19 protein-coding genes are annotated in these 19,881 nt (G+C 30.8%); all 19 read right to left on the bottom strand.

What is annotated here, in order from left to right; translation table 11 throughout:
• Window positions 1-237: 237 nt before the first annotated feature.
• A complete protein-coding gene (locus ACXGQT_RS08270) occupies window positions 238-1,284 on the bottom strand; it encodes a polysaccharide biosynthesis protein (protein WP_457828126.1) in 1,047 nt (348 codons plus the stop codon).
• 33 nt (window positions 1,285-1,317) lie between these two features.
• On the bottom strand, window positions 1,318-2,709 hold the full coding sequence (locus tag ACXGQT_RS08275; protein WP_457828127.1) for an undecaprenyl-phosphate glucose phosphotransferase: 1,392 nt from the start codon (window positions 2,707-2,709) through the stop codon (window positions 1,318-1,320).
• A gap of 201 nt (window positions 2,710-2,910) precedes the next feature.
• Window positions 2,911-3,621, bottom strand: coding sequence for a WecB/TagA/CpsF family glycosyltransferase (locus ACXGQT_RS08280; RefSeq protein WP_457828128.1), 711 nt, complete (start codon window positions 3,619-3,621; stop codon window positions 2,911-2,913).
• Window positions 3,615-4,724 carry a glycosyltransferase family 4 protein gene (locus tag ACXGQT_RS08285; protein ID WP_457828129.1) on the bottom strand — a complete coding sequence of 370 codons (1,110 nt, stop codon included), beginning with the start codon at window positions 4,722-4,724 and terminating at the stop codon, window positions 3,615-3,617. Before ACXGQT_RS08285 ends, ACXGQT_RS08280 begins: the two co-directional genes overlap by 7 nt.
• The gene (locus tag ACXGQT_RS08290; RefSeq protein ID WP_457828130.1) at window positions 4,724-5,602 is read right to left on the bottom strand and encodes a glycosyltransferase family 2 protein; all 879 of its coding nucleotides are present in this window, start codon (window positions 5,600-5,602) and stop codon (window positions 4,724-4,726) included. Before ACXGQT_RS08290 ends, ACXGQT_RS08285 begins: the two co-directional genes overlap by 1 nt.
• A 3-nt stretch (window positions 5,603-5,605) precedes the next feature.
• Window positions 5,606-6,448 carry a glycosyltransferase family 2 protein gene (locus ACXGQT_RS08295; protein ID WP_457828131.1) on the bottom strand — a complete coding sequence of 281 codons (843 nt, stop codon included), beginning with the start codon at window positions 6,446-6,448 and terminating at the stop codon, window positions 5,606-5,608.
• The gene (locus ACXGQT_RS08300) at window positions 6,448-7,617 is read right to left on the bottom strand and encodes an EpsG family protein (protein WP_457828132.1); all 1,170 of its coding nucleotides are present in this window, start codon (window positions 7,615-7,617) and stop codon (window positions 6,448-6,450) included. The genes ACXGQT_RS08295 and ACXGQT_RS08300 overlap by 1 nt, the downstream gene beginning before the upstream one ends.
• Before the next feature lie 3 nt (window positions 7,618-7,620).
• Window positions 7,621-8,640 (bottom strand): hypothetical protein, encoded by a 1,020-nt coding sequence (locus ACXGQT_RS08305; RefSeq protein ID WP_457828133.1) that lies wholly within the window; start codon window positions 8,638-8,640, stop codon window positions 7,621-7,623.
• Complete coding sequence (locus ACXGQT_RS08310) at window positions 8,640-9,176, bottom strand: acyltransferase (RefSeq protein WP_457828134.1); 537 nt, start codon at window positions 9,174-9,176, stop codon at window positions 8,640-8,642. The genes ACXGQT_RS08305 and ACXGQT_RS08310 overlap by 1 nt, the downstream gene beginning before the upstream one ends.
• The gene (locus tag ACXGQT_RS08315; protein ID WP_457828135.1) at window positions 9,176-9,739 is read right to left on the bottom strand and encodes an acyltransferase; all 564 of its coding nucleotides are present in this window, start codon (window positions 9,737-9,739) and stop codon (window positions 9,176-9,178) included. Before ACXGQT_RS08315 ends, ACXGQT_RS08310 begins: the two co-directional genes overlap by 1 nt.
• The gene (locus ACXGQT_RS08320; protein WP_457828136.1) at window positions 9,736-11,160 is read right to left on the bottom strand and encodes a lipopolysaccharide biosynthesis protein; all 1,425 of its coding nucleotides are present in this window, start codon (window positions 11,158-11,160) and stop codon (window positions 9,736-9,738) included. Before ACXGQT_RS08320 ends, ACXGQT_RS08315 begins: the two co-directional genes overlap by 4 nt.
• 17 nt (window positions 11,161-11,177) lie before the next feature.
• On the bottom strand, window positions 11,178-12,041 hold the full coding sequence (locus tag ACXGQT_RS08325; RefSeq protein WP_457828137.1) for an N-acetylneuraminate synthase family protein: 864 nt from the start codon (window positions 12,039-12,041) through the stop codon (window positions 11,178-11,180).
• Between the two features lie 11 nt (window positions 12,042-12,052).
• Window positions 12,053-13,234: a cytidylyltransferase domain-containing protein gene (locus tag ACXGQT_RS08330; protein WP_457828138.1), complete on the bottom strand. Its 1,182-nt coding sequence runs from the start codon at window positions 13,232-13,234 to the stop codon at window positions 12,053-12,055.
• Between the two features lie 35 nt (window positions 13,235-13,269).
• Window positions 13,270-14,397 carry a GDP-mannose 4,6-dehydratase gene (gene gmd / locus ACXGQT_RS08335; protein ID WP_457828139.1) on the bottom strand — a complete coding sequence of 376 codons (1,128 nt, stop codon included), beginning with the start codon at window positions 14,395-14,397 and terminating at the stop codon, window positions 13,270-13,272.
• A gap of 192 nt (window positions 14,398-14,589) precedes the next feature.
• Window positions 14,590-14,934, bottom strand: coding sequence for a four helix bundle protein (locus ACXGQT_RS08340; RefSeq protein ID WP_457828140.1), 345 nt, complete (start codon window positions 14,932-14,934; stop codon window positions 14,590-14,592).
• A 75-nt stretch (window positions 14,935-15,009) separates the two neighbouring features.
• Window positions 15,010-15,960, bottom strand: a complete 951-nt coding sequence (locus ACXGQT_RS08345) for a GDP-L-fucose synthase family protein (RefSeq protein ID WP_457828141.1) — start codon at window positions 15,958-15,960, stop codon at window positions 15,010-15,012.
• Between the two features lie 8 nt (window positions 15,961-15,968).
• A complete protein-coding gene (locus ACXGQT_RS08350; RefSeq protein WP_457828142.1) occupies window positions 15,969-16,940 on the bottom strand; it encodes a type I phosphomannose isomerase catalytic subunit in 972 nt (323 codons plus the stop codon).
• A gap of 159 nt (window positions 16,941-17,099) precedes the next feature.
• On the bottom strand, window positions 17,100-18,425 hold the full coding sequence (locus tag ACXGQT_RS08355) for a UDP-glucose dehydrogenase family protein (RefSeq protein WP_457828143.1): 1,326 nt from the start codon (window positions 18,423-18,425) through the stop codon (window positions 17,100-17,102).
• Between the two features lie 164 nt (window positions 18,426-18,589).
• Window positions 18,590-19,879, bottom strand: a complete 1,290-nt coding sequence (locus tag ACXGQT_RS08360) for a nucleotide sugar dehydrogenase (protein WP_457828144.1) — start codon at window positions 19,877-19,879, stop codon at window positions 18,590-18,592.
• Between the last annotated feature and the right edge of the window lie 2 nt (window positions 19,880-19,881).

Raw genomic sequence — 19,881 nt, forward strand, 5'->3', positions numbered from 1 at the left:
TTTGATACGCTAATTTCAATCTTATTGTATTTTTTAGAGTTAGGGTTCAGAAATGAGTTTAGCATGACAAGAAATATCTTCTAAATTTAAGTTTCGTAAAAAATGTGGTCATTGTTATAGTAAGATAAATATATCTCATCTACGCTCTATGTCTGGTCTCAACACACTTCAATAAATTCAACTTAGATTGTTCAATTACATATGGTCTATAATCTAAATTAGAAATCATTTTTTAGTTCAAGTACCTAATAGTGTACCTTCTATTGCTATTTTTTTTAATTCTTTTTTTAACTTCTCCTCACTTAAGCCTTCTACTTTAAAGAATAATTCATTTAAACAAGCTATACTTTGGGAGCTTACTTTTAAATTTCCGCTTAAACAATTTAGTCCTTTGAGAGGTTTAATATTTTCATTTTTGTAAAACAAAAACTCTCTTATTTTATCACCTGGTCTGGATTTAATTGTTATTATATCTGACTCATCTTTTTTGTATTTTTTTAAAAAAGATATGCTCATTTTGTATATACTTACAGGTTCACCCATCTGAGCTACAAACAAAGAATCACTGGAAACATTGACTATTTCTAATAACAGTTTACATACTTCGGTCAAAGAAATAAAATACCTTGACACTTCTTCATCCACCACCTGAATTCTTCCTGTTAGTGCTAATTGTGTTTTCCAAAGAGGTATAATAGAACCCATAGAGTTAGGAATATTACCCAATCTTAAGATTTTTATATTTGTATGTTTTTCTTTTATAAATTGTGATGTGTAAATTTCTGCCAAACGTTTGGTATAGCCCATCACACTTTTAGGATAGACTGCTTTATCTGTAGAAATAAATATAAAATCTTGAGTTTTAAAAATAAGCGCTGCATTTAGCACATTTTTAGTTCCTAACACATTTACTTTAAACGCCTGAAAAGGGAAATCTTCTAGTAGAGGAACGTGTTTATACGCTGCTGCATGGTAAACAATTTCTGGCTGGTGTTTTTTAAATACTGCTGTGATAGTTTTTTCACACGCAACATCAACTAATTCTATAGAAAAATTAAAATATTCTTTTGTTTTTAATATTTGTTGTATTTGAAATAACTGTGCTTCAGAATTGTCTAATAAAGCAACTTTTTTTACTTCTGTTTTTAATAAGATTAATGCTAACTTTTGACCAATAGATCCTGCTGCTCCTGTAATCAGAACTACTTTACCTTTAAAGTATTCTGTATTCTTGATTCCTAAGGATTCATCAAATTGATCTTTTAATATCTCACTTATCTCCATACTCCCTTATCATAAGATGTTTTTAGTTACTTTTTAAAAAGCATTCTCATCTTTCTTAAAAAACATAGACCAGGCAGTGATAAAAATAATTTTAATATCTAAAATAAAACTCCAATTTTCAATATACCAAATATCAGCTTCCGCTCTATTGGCCATATCCCTTACAAATTTGGTTTCACCTCTATACCCATTAATTTGAGCCCATCCAGTAACCCCTGGTTTTGCAAAGTGACGTACCATAAATTTATCTACTAATACTCTATACTCTTCTGTATGCTTTAACATATGAGGTCTTGGCCCTACTAAAGACATGTGATTTAATAAAACATTGATGATTTGTGGCAGTTCATCAATACTCGTTTTACGCATAAACGCTCCAAAAGGGGTAATTCTTTTGTCATCTTTGGTTGCTTGCTTAGCATCAGAGTCTTGATTGACAACCATACTTCTAAATTTTAAACATTTAAAAGATTCTCCATCTTGCCCTGTTCTTAACTGAGAAAAAAACACTGGTCCTTTACTTGTTAATTTTATAATGATAGCAATGACAGGAAACAACCAAGAAAAGATTAATAAAATAACCCCCAATGAAAAAACAATATCAAACAATCTTTTAATCACTCTGTTAGACAAACTTTGCAACGGTTCTTTTCTTAGTTTCATCACTGGTACATTGGCTACATAATTTATGGTAAAAACTTGTGATAGATATTCAGAAAATTCAGGAATGATTCGTACACGAATCATGTTATTATCTGCGTATTGAAATAATTCATTAATTAATTGACTTTGAGAATATGGTAGGGATATGATAATTTCATCTGCCTTATGATCTTTCAAAAAACTAAATACCTCCGATAGCTTTCCTTTATAATCCTCTTTTATTTCTTCTGTAATTTCTGCATCCGTAAACACTCCTAAAATCTTAAAACCATAACTAGGATTTACGTAGACTTTTTTTATTAAGCTGGATACATTTTTATTCATTCCTACCAATATAATTCTACTAGCCTTATTTCCTTTTCTTCGTGTATGTTTTAACCAATACATCATCATCATTCGCCAAATGGCAATAAAAATGATAAAAGAAAGCATGGTAACCAACACAAAATTCCTTGAGAACTTGTAATTGGTTCCTATAAAAATTAATCCTGTACTAATAAAGCCAAACCATATAACAGTTCTAAAGTTTTTCCCTAAGACCTTGTGCATTTGAACAATTCTAGGAACATCGTACAAACCAGCTTTAAGTCCGGCAACGGACCACAAAATTAACCATCCTAATATTAAACTATTGTATAATAATTTATCAGGAATTTCCCAATTAAATACCGTTTGTTTGGCAATAAAAAAAGAAGTTAAAAGTAAAATTAAATCTACTGACAACATTAAAATAGAAATATTTTTGTTCTTTTTTGGGAACATAGCTTTTTTTTGTGAAATTAATTAAACTAATTGAATTAGTTTAATACTAGCATTTTTATTAACATAGTTTAAGCAATGCAAATTTACATATATTTTATGACATATGTTAGCCGATTATTTCTTAGAATAAAAAAATTGCTCTCTTTTTTATCAAAGTTCGAATAGATATTATTGTCCATGTTTATAATATTGGACTATAATTTAATTTGAAGTTAACTTTTCTAATATCACATATATTATAAATTTTGTATTCCCTATGATATATCTTTTCCACAGTCTTTTAGGTTCTTTACATAATCTATACAACCACTCTAATCCAGCGTTAATCATCCACTTTGGAGCTCTGCTCACTTTTCCTGCATAAAAATCGAATACCGCTCCTATGCTGCAAATGTGTGCCATGATGTTTAATTGATCATAGTGAGTATATGCCCATTTTTCTTGTTTGGGTGCTGTCATCCCCACAAATAAAACCGCTGGATTAAAATTATTTACTCTAGTAATCATTTCGTTGTTTTCTTCATCAGAAAATTCAGGTTTGTAGGGAGGGGAGAAAGTTTCTATTTCTACTTTTGGAAATTCTATTTTAGCTTTTGCCACTATTTTATCTAGCGTATCTTGGGAACTTCCTAAAAAAAAACACTTTCCTCCTGTTTTATTTAACTTGTTCATTTCATAATAAAACAAATCAGCTCCTGCAATTTTTTTTATTTTTTTCCCAAATAAAAATTTTACTGCCCACACAATGCTCACCCCATCTGGTATTAATACCTGACACTTTAACAAAGACTCTTTAAACAATACATCTTTTTTAGTCATGACATAAGAATAGGCATTGATGGTATTGATTAGCATTTTTTTGTTTTCTAAAACCTCTAAAGGTTTGTCAAAAATGGTGTATTCTCTTAACATTTGGCAATTGTTTTGTTTAAAATACTTGTTAAATTTTCTTCAAATTTAGTAAGTATAAATTCTTCATTATATTTTTTAAATCCTTCCTGCCCCATCTTTACTCTTAATTCAGGTTGTTCAATTAGTATCTGTAGTTTTTCTGCTAAAACTTTACTGTTTTTCTGAGGAATTAAAAACCCTGTTTTTCCTTCTTCAATTATACTTGATATTCCTCCTTCATTAGTTGATAAGATAGGCAGCGAAACTTGCATCGCCTCTAACAATACCAGAGGGAAACATTCGTTTGAATAATGTGTAGGAAAAGCAAATATATCTGCTTGTTTAAAAATAGTTTCTTTTTCTTTGTCGTATTTTCTCCCTAAATACTCCACTTGATCAGACAAACCTAACTCCTCCTTTTTTCGATTAAATTGAATCGTATTTATATCCCCCTCTCCGCCAACAAATATTCCTTTGAATGCTATTTTTTTTTTCTTTAGTATATGCAAAGCCTCCAACAAAACAAACACCCCTTTGGATTCTATTAAATTTGATAAAAATAATATGACAGGTGTTTTGTCCTCTTTGATTTCTTTTTTATCTGATATGGTACTCTTTGGAATTCCATTTGGACAAATATGGATGTTTTCTATCGACACAAATTCTTGAATATCTTGATATAAATGTTCTGATAATAAAATTACTTTGGCTTTGCTAAACACAAAAGCATACATCCAATGGTTTATTTTATTTTTTGCAGCCTTGGCCACCCCTTTGTTGTGTAAATGATATGTTCTTTTTACTCCAAATATTTTCATGATGGTCACCAACAAAACATCTCGGTAAAAAGCAGGTCCCGTAGTGGTTAGAGCCAAATAACATATGTCTGGTTTTTGTTTTATAAGTTTCTTTATTAACAACCAACCAACCATTACCATTCCCCATAATTTAGCAAAAGTTACTTTTCCACTGTCGCTTACTTTTTTTGAAGCCAATAAATTGATATAAAAACAATTAAAAGTATTGTTTATTACCGTACTGTCTTTGATCCATTTACCCACCATAGAAGAACCATGAACGGGAGGAGGAAGGTGTAGTAAAAACAGTATTTTTGTTTTTTTCATTAAAACCTATCTTTTAATCTATTTATTATTGAAAACTTACTTTTAAATTCCTTCACCAATTTTTTATCAATAATTACTTCATTGTCAAATGAAAAACTCCTTGTATTTGTTTTATCAAAATCCGTAAAAAATCTTTTTGTTACTTTGGTATGTGTTGCTGCTTCACCAAATCCAATACTTTTTAATTTTGATTTCGTAGCGAAAACAGTTAACAAATCATATTTATATTGATGATAGCACCACCTAATAGCCCAAGAATCAATTTTCCCTTTCATTTGATTCCTTAGCATTCTAAACAAATCACTTCCTCCACGTTTAAACTTTTTAATAGCAAAAACATCTTTTTTAAAAGCATCATAATCCTTAACATTCCAATCAATTTTATCCCATCTGTTTTTCCACGTAGCCCATCCCCATGATGAAGCTCTATGCCCTAGATAATAATCTTTGATTGTGGTTTTTAATGTGGGTAAATCCATCGTATATCCTGAAATAGTAAAAATCTGTTCTTTTACTGTATAAAACTCTAAAGCCTGATTCATGAAATCGAGAAAATTAGGCGTAGTGACCAAATCGTCTTCTAAAACAATTACCGTTTCATAATTTTCTAAAATTTTGGTAACTCCTGTTATTATGGAATTTGCTAAACCTTTATTTGTAGGAGACTCTATAATTTCAACTTTCTTAAAACCAGTTATTGTTTTTAAATAAGTCCTTACTTTTTCTACCTTTTCATGAGCTGTTTTATTTTTCCCACCATCTGAAAAAATAAATAACTCACTTTCTTGAGCTAAAAAATTTTGTTGTAATGCTGTTACTGTTTGTTTGGTTTCATCCAAACGATTGTAAGTAAACAAACATATAGGTGCTAGTTTCATATTTTATTTTTTTATCCAAAGAACCGGAAAAACAACTCTTAGGTGATTAGACATATAACTCACAACTGCTTTTAAAAGTCCTCTGTGCCTTTTCTGAAACACAAAAAACTCTTCGGGGTTATTCCCCAAAGGAGACCTAAAAGCTTTTAAACGTTGCTTGAATGTTTTTTTAGGATTACACCAAGTAGCCAAACTGGCATGTACATCACATTTTCCTATAATTCCAGGAGCTATAAAGCTCTGTATCCCTAATTTTGCAGCCCTTAGTCCATAATCAAAATCTCCTAAGGCATGGTGAAACAAAGGATCATGTGTACCTACAATTTTATATACTTCCATAGGTACTAACACTATGTTTCCATTAAAATAATCACATGGAATTGCTTTTTTTTGTGGAGTTAACAACCCTTTCTTTAAAGATCTTCCTCCATAAGTTACTTGCTTGTAATTAGCAGTAGCAGCCGTAGTTCCTATAATAATAGCTTTATTTTCTTTTTCTATGGCTGTTTTTAAAAGTATGTTGATTGCTCCTTCATTTAACATAGTGTCATCATTTAACCATAGGTAATAATCGTAATCATCTTTTGTGGCCGCTGTAGACCATCCCAAGTGCATTCCTCTGTTCCAAAACAAATTCCCATTAGCGTTGATGATATTTACTTGTGGAAAATTATACGCTACTGCTTTTGGGGTTCCATCCGTACATCCATCGTTTACCAAATACACCTCTAGCTTGTATTGATCAAGTAATTCCTGAGCAAATACATTTTTTAAACAGGCTAATGTTTTTTCTTTACGATTGAATACTGTTAATAAAACAGCTATTTTTGAACCTCCTGTTTTCATTAAAAAATGGTTTTATATGTTATATAATCAAACACGTTAAATTTTATTAAATCTTGTATAGAGGCATATGACCATGTACCATGATCTAACCTATAAATAAAAAATAAAAGAAATATTATAGAAATAATGAAATTAAGTTCTTTATAACCTTTAAACGATTTTGTAATTAACATGCTTAGAATTATAGGAAAGAAAAAGAACAAATAGAAAAACATTCTAGCACTTAATTCTGACTGATTTAAGTTTACCAATATAAAAACAGAAAGCACATATATTATTGAAAAAAAATGTCTATTCTCAGAGTAAAATTTTCCTTTCTTTTTCATTATGATAAATGAAGAAAACCACATAAACATCATTAATATGTAATTTACTACATTAAACCCTCCTAAATCAAAAGTGGTATCTGCACTCCCTCTTTGTAAAACATAGCCTAAAAAACCTCCACTCCCAACAACTTTTAATAAGATTGCTGCTACAAATTGATAACATAACAATCCCCCAAACAGTATTGCATTTATTTTAAAATGATTTTTAAAATCCCCTAATTTTTTAAACAGTGCCAAAGGAAAAAGAATGATAGAAGAAGCATGAATTAAGAAACCTATAATAGACAACCACCATTTATTATTTTTAGAATAAATAAAATCTACCGCAAAATATAAAAACAAAGACCCTGCGATGAACTGTCTCACCAAATGGGCCGATAAACTAAACAATTGTGGAAAAAAAACTGCTGTTATTAAGCCTAATAAAATTTGACTTTTGGTAGCCTTCATTTTGGTTAACACTTTTACTACAGCCAGCAAAAACAATAAATACGATGTAAAAGAGATGGTAAACAACCAAACCTTTACACTTCCATTGGTTAAATGGTAACAAATATAATTAAAACTATAAAAAAAAGGTTCTTTAGTCTTGTATGCTAAATAGGCAAAATAATCTAATTTACCTGCAACTAAATATTCATTGGAATGATAATACAAATCATTTTCGGGAATCTTCGTTAAATTTATTAAAGTTATCATTGTGGCCATTAAAAACGCCAAAAATCGATAAGACCTTTGGTTAGATTCTAATAAATAAAACAACCAAATAAACAATGTACCACAAAAAGGATTGATAATGAATATTAGTAAGAAAAAAAAATATAGGATATAATTATTCATTAACTACTCATTTATAAATTTCTTGTTATCTACAAAATTAATTTTGTTCTTGCTAAGCTCTTTTAAATAATTTAAGTAAAACTCCTTTTTTTGACTCTTTTTAAACTCCAAGATATTAATTATAGAAAAGACTTGAATTCCCTCTATAGACGTAGCAAAATTTAGAGCTGTTGATATAATACCTATAGTCATCTGCACATTTATATACGATATAAATTCTGAGGGAACATTGTTAGGTATTACTTCATCAAAATAAGGCACCAATTTAATCGGATTTCCTAATCTTGGATGTCCTTTTAATATTATAAAATAATTTTGAGCTCTTAACTCATTTATAAGATCAATTATTATTCTTAGAGAGCTTTCTCTTAACATTTCCACCTCACCTGGAGATATAAAAAACAAAACTATCTTACGATTACTCGTTTTTACTTTAAACAAAAACTCTTCATCAATAGTAATCTTACTTGGTGGTGTATTTTTTTTTATTTGATATTTATCATAACAAAACTCTAAATTTCTTACTGCGTGCTTTGCCTTAAATGATGCTTTTGAAATAAAAGAATGTATCATTGCTCTACCTCTTAATCTAATCCCTTCTAATGAAAGTATTTTCAAAACTTCATCATTTTTAACAGATGCATCATCGTAATGATCATAATACAAGACCTTAGTTCTTTCTTGTTTTGAAAGCTTAACTATTAAACTTGCCGTAAACCAATCGTAAAATCTAGAAAAAAAATATACCGTATCAAATTCCCTTTCTTCAAAATCGTTTAACCAAATTAATTCTAGTTTTTTTCTAGCTTTTAGATAAGTTAATGGATTTTTAATATTAAATTTAATATATGGGTAAAAAATTAATGTTACATTCATTAACGGTAAAGTCAGTAGATATTCATATACTAATTTAACATTAACCACACATATATAAATATTCTCCCCCTTGTATTTTCCATATATATCCAGTGCATGTTGTAAATCTGCTGCAGCTTGAATAAAAATTAACCTGTTAAATTTCATTAAAAAAACTTTTTATCTTCATACAACCTCATAAAACTTTCTATATCTCTATATTTTATAACTTTAGCTGGATTACCTCCTACAATAGCATAATCAGGAATATCTTTTGTGACAACAGCACCTGCCCCTACAACAACACCTCTTCCTATGGTGACACCTGGAAGGATAGTAACGTTGGCCCCAATCCATACAAAATCGGATATTATTACATCTACTCCCTCAATAACATTATCATAAGGTATCTTTGTTGCATTCTCATAACGATGATTAAAAGCATATATAGACAATCTCATTCCTATGTGGCAGTATTTACCAATAATTACTTTAGCATTACCAGGGTTTATATGACTATTTCTATTTATAACTGTTTTTTCTCCAATGGATATATTTCTTACATTTAGTAAAGTTATTTTTCCAGGAAATTCAGGAGAAAACTTAACTGTATTATCAATATTATCATATTTATAATATTGATTGTTATGTTTTACACTTAAAATTTTATTTATCTTACTAACTAACTTCACAAAAATTCCCATTAAAAAAATGATTTTTTTATTTTCAATTCATTATACTTTTTAGTATCCCTTGAAGATATTAACTTAGCGGGGTTACCACCTACTATTTCAAATTCTGCTACATTTTTCACGACTACAGATCCAGCTGCTATGATAGCTCCTTCACCTATTTCAACTCCAGGTAAGATTGTTACATTTGTGCCAAGCCATACAAAATCATTAATTACAACTTTTTTAGGTATAATTTTCTCATCATACGGTATTTTACATCCATCTTTCCAATTATGACTTGCAGAAAAAACAGTTAAACCTTTACCTGTATGAAAATATTTACCTATTTCAACTCCACCTGAACACTCAATTACAGTATCTGATTTTAAATGACTTGTTTCATGAATCTTAAAATTATTTAAATCACCCAATAAAGAAAGTGTGTACGAACCTTGTGCTATAAAATTTATTTTTTGTTTTGACTGTAGTTCATATCTTCTAATCTTAAATTTAAAAGGAATTTTAACAAATAAAAGGTTAAATATCCTATCTAATTTTAATAGTAATAAAAAATCTATAATAATATTTTTCATGTTTTAATTAACGAGTTTAACTTGCTACTATTCTTTTTATAAAACACTATTAAAACAATTAAACACAATAATATTTTGATTATTAAAAGTGTTAACATATCTATACTTAGATAGTTTATCTCTACAAAAATTAAAGTTCCTAGAAAAAACAGTACAGATATAAATACTTTATAATCTATTTTAACGTAATAGTTTTTAGAGGCATAATATATTTTAAGAAGTAACAATACAATTGCAGATAACACAGCTGCCCATGCAGCTCCATAAGCACCTAGCATAGGCACTAATAAATAATTAAACCCTATACTACATATTGCACCAATAATAGATACCGTCATTATTAATACTGATTTTTTGCTTTGGTAAATCATTAAATTATAAAAAGCAGCAACCTGAATTAACATGTTAGACAGTGTAATAACAGGAATTAAATAAGCTGATTCTGAATACTTCTCATCCAATAAAAAATACACCAACTCTTTAGAAAAAAAAGAAAGCCCAAAACAGATAATAATACTTAGTGTTAAAATTAGGTGGTTTAAATCTGCTATTTTTGCTTTAGAAACGACTTGGTCTTCATTTTTATTATTGGCTAATCTATAAAATACTGGGTTGTATGCTGTAAACACCGCCCCTAGCAACATCCCTACCAAACTACTAATTCTATAGGCCATAGAAAAAATACCAACATCATCTAAGGTAAAATATCGTTCTATAAAAATTCTATTAGACATATTTAACACCCAGGCGGTTAACAACGTAGGCACCATAGGTAAAGAAAAAGAAATTATATTTTTTAAGACTTTTTTACTTATTCTAAAAACACTGTTTTTATATATTAGGTATATATAAACAGGTAACATCACTAAATTACCAATCATTTTCCCTTTTAACAAACCTTCTGCTCCTTGGTTTAACACCACAACATAGTAAAGGATAAAAACAATACCTATAAAAAAAGATGATATTGTTATTAACAAGAATTTTAAAGCTTTTTCTTGCACCTGATACATGGTTTGTGGGATAAATGCAAAGGCCATAAAATATGCATTAATAATTGCGTATACATAATAAGGAGTAAAGCTAATACTTGTATAGATAAGTTCTACATAATCTTTTAATACAAATAGTAGTAATAGCACTATGGAAGAAAAAAGAAATATTAAGAAACTAATATTTGCAATAAAAATTTTTTTTTTAAATAAGCTAGAATAGTCATAATACAATCTAAACATCGATCGCTCCGTTGCCATTGAGAAAAAAATAGTTAAGACCATTCCTAGTGCTAACATAGACTCTACAATACCATATTCTGCGGGAGAAAGATACTTAGTATATAAAGGAAGAAGTACAAACCCCGTAATTTGAGGCAGTACTCTTCCTATTGTATATATAAAAGTGTTTTTTACTATTGATGACATTCTGTTAAAAAATACAATTACTTTCTATTCTTAAGCTTTTCTCTCTGAACAGCTTCAATATCTAAGATATCTGTTTGTTTATATGTCATTGCTTTTTCTACAGCTCTTAAATCTCTAACTAGCTTTCTTAAACCTGCTGGCTCTAAAGATGCAGAATGATCTGTTCCTTTCCAAGTTCTATCTAAAGTATAATGTCTTTCTACCCATGTAGCCCCTAATGTATATGCAGCAATATCTACAGCTATACCTAAGTGGTGTCCAGAAAAACCAATTTCTTTAACTCTATGCCCATATTTCTCTTTTAAAAGAGTGATATCTAACAAACAAACGTCTTCAAACGGTACAGGGTATCCAGAAGTACAATTGTATAATACTAAATCTTTATTCTTTCCTTTGCTTTCAAAAAATGATACTAGGTCTTCTATTTCATCTTTAGTAGTCATACCTGTAGAACAATGAATCTCTCCTTCATAATTATCACATAAATACCCTAACATTTCGTAGTTATTATTACATGCAGAAGGAATCTTAATTAACTCTGGGTTCAAACTCGCTATTTCTTTTGCAGATGTTAAATCCCATGTAGAAGTAGAATAAACAATTCCTAAATCTTCGCAGTACTCTTTTAACTCTCTATTTTGCTCTAAAGAAAACTCTAAAAACTCTCTATGCGCTCCATAAGTCTCTCCATAAGAATTTGCAGGATTTGGATGAGGTGCATTATACTGTTCTTCTGTTAACAACTCTTTATTATGTCTTTTTTGAAATTTTACAACATCAGCATTGCAAAAAATCTTTGCAACTTTGATTAATTCCTTTGCAATATCCATGTCTCCTTTATGGTTACACCCGATTTCAGCAATTACTTTGGCTTTTTTCATTTTTTTTAATATTAATTTGTTTTAATTCTATTATTATACTTTATTATAAACTGACATACTTCACGTATCGCTTGATCTCCTCCTCTATTATTTAGAATAATATCACAATAAGGTTTTAATTCTCCTACTGCATCATTTGGACAAAACCCCCATGCTACAGCACTAAGATTTACTAAATCGTTTACATCATCACCTACATAGGCAATTTCATTTCTACTAATATTTTTTTCTTGTAGAACTTTATCAAGTCTTGAATATTTATCCTTAACTCCCATATACAATTCTAAACCTAATTTATTCATTCTAGATTGAACAATGGGTGATATTTCTGAGGTCATTACAATTACTTGTACTCCACTAATTCTTAGATTTTCTAAGCCCATACCATCACGCAAAGAAAAAACTTTTTCTAATTCTCCGTCATTGGATACCCCAACTGTACCTGGTGTAAAAACACCATCGACATCTAACACTAATAACTTTATTTTATTTAAATTTTCTTTAAAAAAACTAAGTCTGTTTAAAAGTAATTTTTCAATGATAACAACGTCACTAATTTCATCTATTTCAGTTAATGTATCTTCTTCCATTTCAACCAGTGAAATTTTACCTCCTAATCTATTTTTAGATTCTAAAAACTGTTCTTTCGTTGAAGCATAGACAGCTCCATTTTCTATTCTTAACCCATCAAACTCCTGTCTTCTTGGTCTAGACTTATAATTATAATTTAAACTTTCTGCGTTTTCACCCCAAATAAATCTTTTTGTTTTCACAATTGTTAGTGCAGAATCAGCACCCTTTTCATTAACTTCTATCAAAACATTATTTATATCTGTCCTAGATGTTAATGGAGATGTAGCTTGCAACAAGCATATATTGTCAAAGTTCCAGTTTATCTTTTCAGCAAACTCTATCATCGCTGCTTCCGTACTTGCTGTATCATTTGCGTTCTCAGAAGATCTTTTAATAACCTTAACTTTAGAAGTCCATTTATACTCCTTCTCTACTTGATCTATAATCTCTTCATCATCTGTAAAAACATATATTTCATCTAAATTAGAAAAAATAGCTTCCCCTAAACACCATTGATACAACCTTCTTCCTAAGATTTTCATTTTATTTTTTCCAGGTATTCCTTTAGATCCTTTTCTAAGAGGAATAATAGCTATCGATTTGTTATTTGATACTGCCATAAACTTATTATCTAATTAGTGATTAACTTCCTAACTTATTCCACTTGTTTCAAAATCTCATGACCCGCCGCTAACATGTCTTTGTCTTTTTTCATTAACTTCACATCTCCTTCCATCATGTCTTTTACCAAACCTGCTAAATCGTATTCTGGCACCCATCCTAACTTTTCTTTTGCTTTGGTTGGATCTCCTAATAACAAATCAACCTCTGTTGGACGGAAATAAGAAGGATCTACAGACAATACCTCTTTTCCTATTTCAACTTGATATTCTTTGTTGTTACATTTAGTTACATAGGCTTTTTCATCAACTCCTGTTCCTTTAAATTCCAACTCAATTCCTACTTCAGAAAATGCCATACGTACAAAATCACGTACAGTAGTAGTTACTCCAGTAGCAATTACCCAGTCTTCAGCTTTTTCTGCTTGTAAAATCATCCACATCATACGAACATAATCTTTTGCATGTCCCCAATCACGTTTTGCTTCTAAATTCCCTAAGTAGATTTTTTCTTGTAATCCTAAGGCTATTTTAGCAACCGCACGTGTGATTTTACGTGTTACAAATGTTTCTCCTCTTCTTGGAGATTCGTGATTGAATAACAAACCATTACACGCATACATATCATATGCTTCACGATAGTTTTTAGTAATCCAAAAACCATAAATTTTTGCTACTCCATATGGAGAACGAGGATATAAAGGTGAATTTTCATCATAAAAACCTCTTTCATTTTTATTTTCTGGCAACCCTCCAAATAATTCTGAGGTAGAAGCTTGGTAAATTCTTGTTTTTTTAGTCAGCCCTAAAAGTCTTACAGCCTCTAAAATTCTCAACGTTCCTAAACCATCAACATTTCCTACATATTCTGGACAGTCAAATGAGACTTTTACATGAGACATCGCCCCCAAATTGTAAATTTCATCGGGTTGGCACTCTTGGATGATTCTAGTTAAGTTCATAGAATCTGTTAAGTCTCCATAATGTAGCTTTAATCTCTGATCTGGATCATGAGGATCTTGGTATAAATGATCAATTCTATCAGTATTAAATAATGATGATCTTCTTTTTATTCCGTGTACTTCATAGCCTTTCTCTAATAATAATTCTGCTAAGTAAGATCCGTCTTGTCCTGTAATTCCTGTGATTAATGCTACTTTCATATTTTTATAGTTTAATTTTTTTATTCGTTGTTCGGTTCTCGATGGCCGATGATCAGTTATCGGTTGTTTGTTTTCTGTTGTGTGTTTTTTCTTTTAGTTGTTCTCAACACTAATTTCCTCACTGCGTTACAAAATTCACTCGAACTGACAGTGTTTTCGATGGTCGGTTCTCGCCTTTCGGTTCTCGATTTTCTATTTTAATGATTTTATCAACTTATACAACATCATTTTTACTCTTGTACACATTTCATATAATTCGTCATATTCTTTGTTAGATATATAATCTAAATCTCTAGCTAAAAACAATTGGTAATTTGTTTCTTCTAAAGAGCCTTTGGCTATATATAAAAACTGTACAAATTCTTTTTTATATTGTCTTCCATGTCCTTCAACTATATTGGTAGGCACACTACTTGAACTTCTTCTTATTTGACTTGTTAATCCGTACATTTCAGAAGCAGGAAAGTTTTTTGAAACTTTATACACTTTCAATGTTAATTGATGTGCTAACTCCCATACTTCCAGTTTAGATTCCATTTTTATTCGTTTTTCGATGTACGAGGTTCGATAATCGATGGTCGGCTCTCGATAGGCAAAATTCGGTGTTCGTTATTATAATTTTACTTGTTTAAACGTTTCTATATTTTCTAAAAACCAAGCATAGGTTTTTTCAATTCCTTCTTGCAATGCTATTTGATGTTTCCATCCTAGTTGATGCATTTTAGAAATATCCATTAATTTTCTTGGAGTTCCGTCAGGTTTAGAACTATCCCAAACCAATTCTCCTTGATGTCCTACAACTTTCTGAATGGTTTCTGCCAATTCTTTAATGGTTAAATCTTCTCCTGTTCCAACATTATACAAATGCTCAGGCAATACATTTTCTAAGGCAAACACAACTGATCTTGCCATATCATCCACAAATAAAAACTCCCTCATAGGTGTTCCGCTTCCCCACAAAGTAACAGGTGTATGTCCGTTTTCTTTTGCTTCATGGAATTTACGAATCATCGCTGGTAACACATGTGATGTTTCTAAATCAAAATTATCATGTGTACCGTATAAGTTTGTTGGCATTAACGAAACGTAATCTTTTCCAAATTGTTTTCTAATGGCTTGACACAACTTTACTCCTGATATTTTTGCCAATGCATACCATTCATTTGTAGGTTCTAATGAATCTGTTAATAAATACTCTTCCTTTAAAGGTTGAGGAGCAAACTTTGGATAGATACAAGAACTTCCTAAAAACACAAACTTTTTAACATCCTGTTTTAAAGATTGTTCAACCAAATTATTTTGAATTTGCATGTTTTCCATTAAAAACTGATATGGATAATCATTATTCGCCAAAATACCTCCTACTCTAGCAGCAGCATCAATCACCACTTCTGGCTGTTCAGCTTCAAAAAACTCAGCAACTGCTTGTGTATTTTTTAAATCTAACTCTTTACTTGTTCTTCCAATTACATTGGTATAACCTTCATTCTTTAGTATTCTACACACTGCACTTCCCACCATTCCTCGGTGGCCTGCTACATATATTTTAGTATCTTTTCCCATATACTCCTTTATTTAATATATACTTCTAACAACTCAATTTCAGAAGTTTTTATACTTATTTCGCTTGTATTTGCAGGAATTAAAACAGTTTCTCCTCTCTTAATTTCCTCTTTATTTTCTCCTACCTGAATAGTTCCCGAACCGCCTACACAAATATACACAGTAAAGGAAGAAATATCCGTTAAATCTCTTGTAAACAAATCATTAACCTTAATGTAATTTGTTGTAAAGTATTCACAACTTGCAATATTCGAAGGCTGATTTACACCTTGCTCATATACACATTTATTTCCACCAACAGCATTGTAATCTAAAGCTTGTAAAGCCAAATCGGTATGCAACTCTCGTTCGTTTCCTTGATCATCAACACGATCCCAATCATAAATTCTATAAGTAATATCTGATGTTTGTTGAATTTCGGCTATTAAACATCCTGCTCCAATAGCATGTACCAATCCTTCTTTGATAAAAAAAGAATCTCCTTTTTTAACTTTCTCAAAATTCAATTTTTCAAGAATCTTTTTTTCTTCAATAGCTTGTTGGTATTTTTCTGGACTCATTTTTTCAGAAAAACCAACATTCAATTCTGACGATTCATCGGCATCCATCACAAACCACATTTCTGTTTTCCCAAAAGAATTATGCAATTTTGCTGCTATTTCATCATTAGGATGCAATTGTATTGATAAATTCTCTTTGGCATCAATAAACTTAAAAAGTAAAGGAAACTTGTTTCCAAATTCTTGATACACTTTTTCTCCTACCAACTGTTCTTTGTAATCTGCCAATAATTCTGTTAGTAACTTTCCTTTTAAAACTCCATTGGCTACCACAGATATATCTCCATCTACCGAAGAAAGTTCCCAGCTCTCTCCTATGTTATGAAGTGATGATTGTTTATTTAAAACTGTTGTTAATTTTTCTCCTCCCCAGATTTTTTCTTTTAGGATGGGTGTAAATTTTATTGGGTAATTTATCATATCGTTTTTTCGTTGGTCGATGTTCGGTTTTCGGTTTTTATTATTTATTTTCTTAATCTGTTCTCGATATTAATTTCTTCTCTGCGTTACGAAATTCACTCGAACTGACATTATTGTTTTTTCGTTGTCGGTTATTGAAATTCGATGGTCGATATTCGTCTAGGCTTTTCCTATTTGATAATATTCAAATCCTTCTTTTTCAATTTCAAATACTCCGTATTGGTTTCTACCATCAAATACTACAGGAGATTTTAATAACGACTTGATTTCCATAAAATCAGGAGACCTAAACTCCTTCCATTCCGTTAACAAAATCATAGCATCTGCTCCATCTAAAGCTTGATATTTAGAAGAAACATACTCTATACGTTCTACTCCTTTTAAATAAAACTCTTTAGCTTCATGTATCGCTTTAGGATCGTAAGCTTTTACTTTTGCTCCACGTTTTACCAACTCTTTAACCACATATATAGCTGGTGCCTCTCTCATATCATCAGTACCTGGTTTAAAAGACAGTCCCCATAAACCGAATGTTAATCCTGATAAATCTTCTCCAAACCTTGCAATCACTTTATTAGAAATCACAAATTTCTGAGCATCATTTACTTCTTCCACAGAAGTAATTAACTTTGCTTTATATCCATTCTCCTCTGCTATTTTCTTTAAAGCTTTTACATCTTTTGGAAAACAAGATCCACCATATCCAGCTCCTGGATAAATAAAACTATAACCTATTCTATTATCCGATCCAATTCCAATTCTTACCTTATTAGCATCTGCCCCAACTTTTTCACAAATATTTGCAATTTCATTCATAAATGAAATCTTAGTAGCTAACATAGCATTTGCTGCATATTTGGTCATTTCTGCAGAACGAACATCCATTTCAATTAACCTGTCATGGTTGTGGGTAAATGTTGCATACAATTTTCTCATTACTTTAAATGCCTCCTCCGACTCTGCTCCTACCACAACTCTATCAGGCTTCATAAAATCATTTACAGCTGCCCCTTCTTTTAAAAACTCAGGGTTGGAAACTACATGAAAATCAATATTTACCCCTCTTGCATCTAAAGCTTGTTGAATGGTTGCTTTTACTTTATCTGCTGTACCGATAGGCACAGTTGACTTGTCTATAACCACCAAAGGTTTTGTCATTACTTCTCCTATCTTCTTTGCTACTGCTAACACATACTGTAAATCTGCAGAACCATCATCTCCCATAGGAGTTCCGACAGCAATAAAAGCTACTTCAGAATTTTCTAAACCATCTTTAATTTCAGTACTAAAACTAAGGTTTCCTAACTCCACATTTTTAATAACCAAAGGCTCCAAACCTGGCTCATAAATAGGAATAATTCCGTTTTTTAAATTCTCAACTTTTTTTTGATCGATATCAATACAAGTTACTTTGTTTCCCATTTCAGAAAAACATGTTCCCGTTACCAATCCTACGTATCCGGTTCCTACTACTGTAATGTTCATACTTTTATCTTTTTCGACACTCGACTTTCGCTGTTCGGTTGTCAGTTATCGGTTGTCGGTTTTTATTATTTATTTTCGTTATTCGATACTCGAGGTTCGAGTTTCGGCTCTCGTTTTTTATTTTTTATGACTTGTTGTTCGATGGTCGAGTTTCGATAATCGACTTACAATTTCCCATGACTAATTTCCTTCTTCAAGACACCTTTTACATCATAAACAATTCCATTGGTTTTTAAAAAACTTTTCAAACTCAACGCTAACAACTCCTGATGTGCCACTGCTAACACTACAGCACTATATTGCTCTTGTGCCTCTAGTTTTGTTAAAATCTTTATATGGTATTCTTTTTCTACTTCCTCTTGTTTAGCCAACGGATCATATATATCTACGTTCATTCCATAATCTTGCAACTCTCTTACTACATCCACTACCTTGGTATTTCTAACATCAGGACAGTTTTCTTTAAAAGTAATTCCCAACACTAATACTTTAGCTTCTTTTATCTTCAAGTCGTTATGAATCATTAATTTGGCCACCTGAGAAGCTACATAAGCCCCCATGCTATCATTCATTCTTCTTCCTGCTAAGATAATTTCTGGATGATAACCAAATTCTTGTGCTTTTTGAGCTAAATAATAAGGATCTACCCCAATACAATGTCCACCAACCAATCCTGGTTTAAAGGGTAAAAAATTCCATTTTGTACTTGCTGCCTCCAATACATCACTCGTATCAATATTCATTAAATTGAATATTTTAGACAACTCATTTACAAAAGCAATATTGATATCTCTTTGAGAATTTTCTATCACTTTGGCAGCTTCTGCTACTTTTATGGTCGGTGCTAAGTGTGTACCTGCCGTAATTACAGATTTATAGACTTGATCTATTTTAAGCCCTACCTCTGGTGTAGATCCTGATGTTACTTTTAGAATTTTATCAACCGTATGTAATTTGTCTCCTGGATTGATTCTTTCTGGCGAGTAACCTGCAAAAAAATCTTGATTAAACTTTAAGCCTGATACTTCCTCTAATACAGGAATACAATCTTCTTCTGTTGCTCCAGGATATACCGTAGATTCATACACCACTATATCTCCTTTTTTTAAGACTCTCCCTATAAGTTGACTAGCTTTTATTAACGGAGTTAAAACAGGTCTATTATTTTTATCTACTGGAGTTGGCACTGTAACAATATAAAAATTACAGTTTGATAACTCATTTTCATTCGAAGTACAATAAAGCCCTATTGTATCGCTCTCTAGATTTAAAACAGAAGGTGATATTACTTTCTTTAATGTTTCTTTATCAACTTCTAAAGTCGTGTCTAACCCACTATTTAATTCAGACACCCTATCCTGATTGATATCAAAACCAACCGTAGCGTATTTGGTCGAAAAAAGCCTTGCCAATGGCAAACCTACATATCCTAAACCAATTACACCTATTCTCATTC

This window comes from Wenyingzhuangia sp. IMCC45467 (assembly GCF_054111205.1).

Excerpts from the sequence above, each read along its gene's own strand:
- ACXGQT_RS08270 (WP_457828126.1), bottom strand. The coding sequence starts at position 1,284 with ATGGAGATAAGTGAGATATTAAAAGATCAATTTGATGAATCCTTAGGA.
- ACXGQT_RS08275 (WP_457828127.1), bottom strand. The coding sequence starts at position 2,709 with ATGTTCCCAAAAAAGAACAAAAATATTTCTATTTTAATGTTGTCAGTA.
- ACXGQT_RS08280 (WP_457828128.1), bottom strand. The coding sequence starts at position 3,621 with ATGTTAAGAGAATACACCATTTTTGACAAACCTTTAGAGGTTTTAGAA.
- ACXGQT_RS08285 (WP_457828129.1), bottom strand. The coding sequence starts at position 4,724 with ATGAAAAAAACAAAAATACTGTTTTTACTACACCTTCCTCCTCCCGTT.
- ACXGQT_RS08290 (WP_457828130.1), bottom strand. The coding sequence starts at position 5,602 with ATGAAACTAGCACCTATATGTTTGTTTACTTACAATCGTTTGGATGAA.
- ACXGQT_RS08295 (WP_457828131.1), bottom strand. The coding sequence starts at position 6,448 with ATGAAAACAGGAGGTTCAAAAATAGCTGTTTTATTAACAGTATTCAAT.
- ACXGQT_RS08300 (WP_457828132.1), bottom strand. The coding sequence starts at position 7,617 with ATGAATAATTATATCCTATATTTTTTTTTCTTACTAATATTCATTATC.
- ACXGQT_RS08305 (WP_457828133.1), bottom strand. The coding sequence starts at position 8,640 with ATGAAATTTAACAGGTTAATTTTTATTCAAGCTGCAGCAGATTTACAA.
- ACXGQT_RS08310 (WP_457828134.1), bottom strand. The coding sequence starts at position 9,176 with ATGGGAATTTTTGTGAAGTTAGTTAGTAAGATAAATAAAATTTTAAGT.
- ACXGQT_RS08315 (WP_457828135.1), bottom strand. The coding sequence starts at position 9,739 with ATGAAAAATATTATTATAGATTTTTTATTACTATTAAAATTAGATAGG.
- ACXGQT_RS08320 (WP_457828136.1), bottom strand. The coding sequence starts at position 11,160 with ATGTCATCAATAGTAAAAAACACTTTTATATATACAATAGGAAGAGTA.
- ACXGQT_RS08325 (WP_457828137.1), bottom strand. The coding sequence starts at position 12,041 with ATGAAAAAAGCCAAAGTAATTGCTGAAATCGGGTGTAACCATAAAGGA.
- ACXGQT_RS08330 (WP_457828138.1), bottom strand. The coding sequence starts at position 13,234 with ATGGCAGTATCAAATAACAAATCGATAGCTATTATTCCTCTTAGAAAA.
- gmd (WP_457828139.1), bottom strand. The coding sequence starts at position 14,397 with ATGAAAGTAGCATTAATCACAGGAATTACAGGACAAGACGGATCTTAC.
- ACXGQT_RS08340 (WP_457828140.1), bottom strand. The coding sequence starts at position 14,934 with ATGGAATCTAAACTGGAAGTATGGGAGTTAGCACATCAATTAACATTG.
- ACXGQT_RS08345 (WP_457828141.1), bottom strand. The coding sequence starts at position 15,960 with ATGGGAAAAGATACTAAAATATATGTAGCAGGCCACCGAGGAATGGTG.
- ACXGQT_RS08350 (WP_457828142.1), bottom strand. The coding sequence starts at position 16,940 with ATGATAAATTACCCAATAAAATTTACACCCATCCTAAAAGAAAAAATC.
- ACXGQT_RS08355 (WP_457828143.1), bottom strand. The coding sequence starts at position 18,425 with ATGAACATTACAGTAGTAGGAACCGGATACGTAGGATTGGTAACGGGA.
- ACXGQT_RS08360 (WP_457828144.1), bottom strand. The coding sequence starts at position 19,879 with ATGAGAATAGGTGTAATTGGTTTAGGATATGTAGGTTTGCCATTGGCA.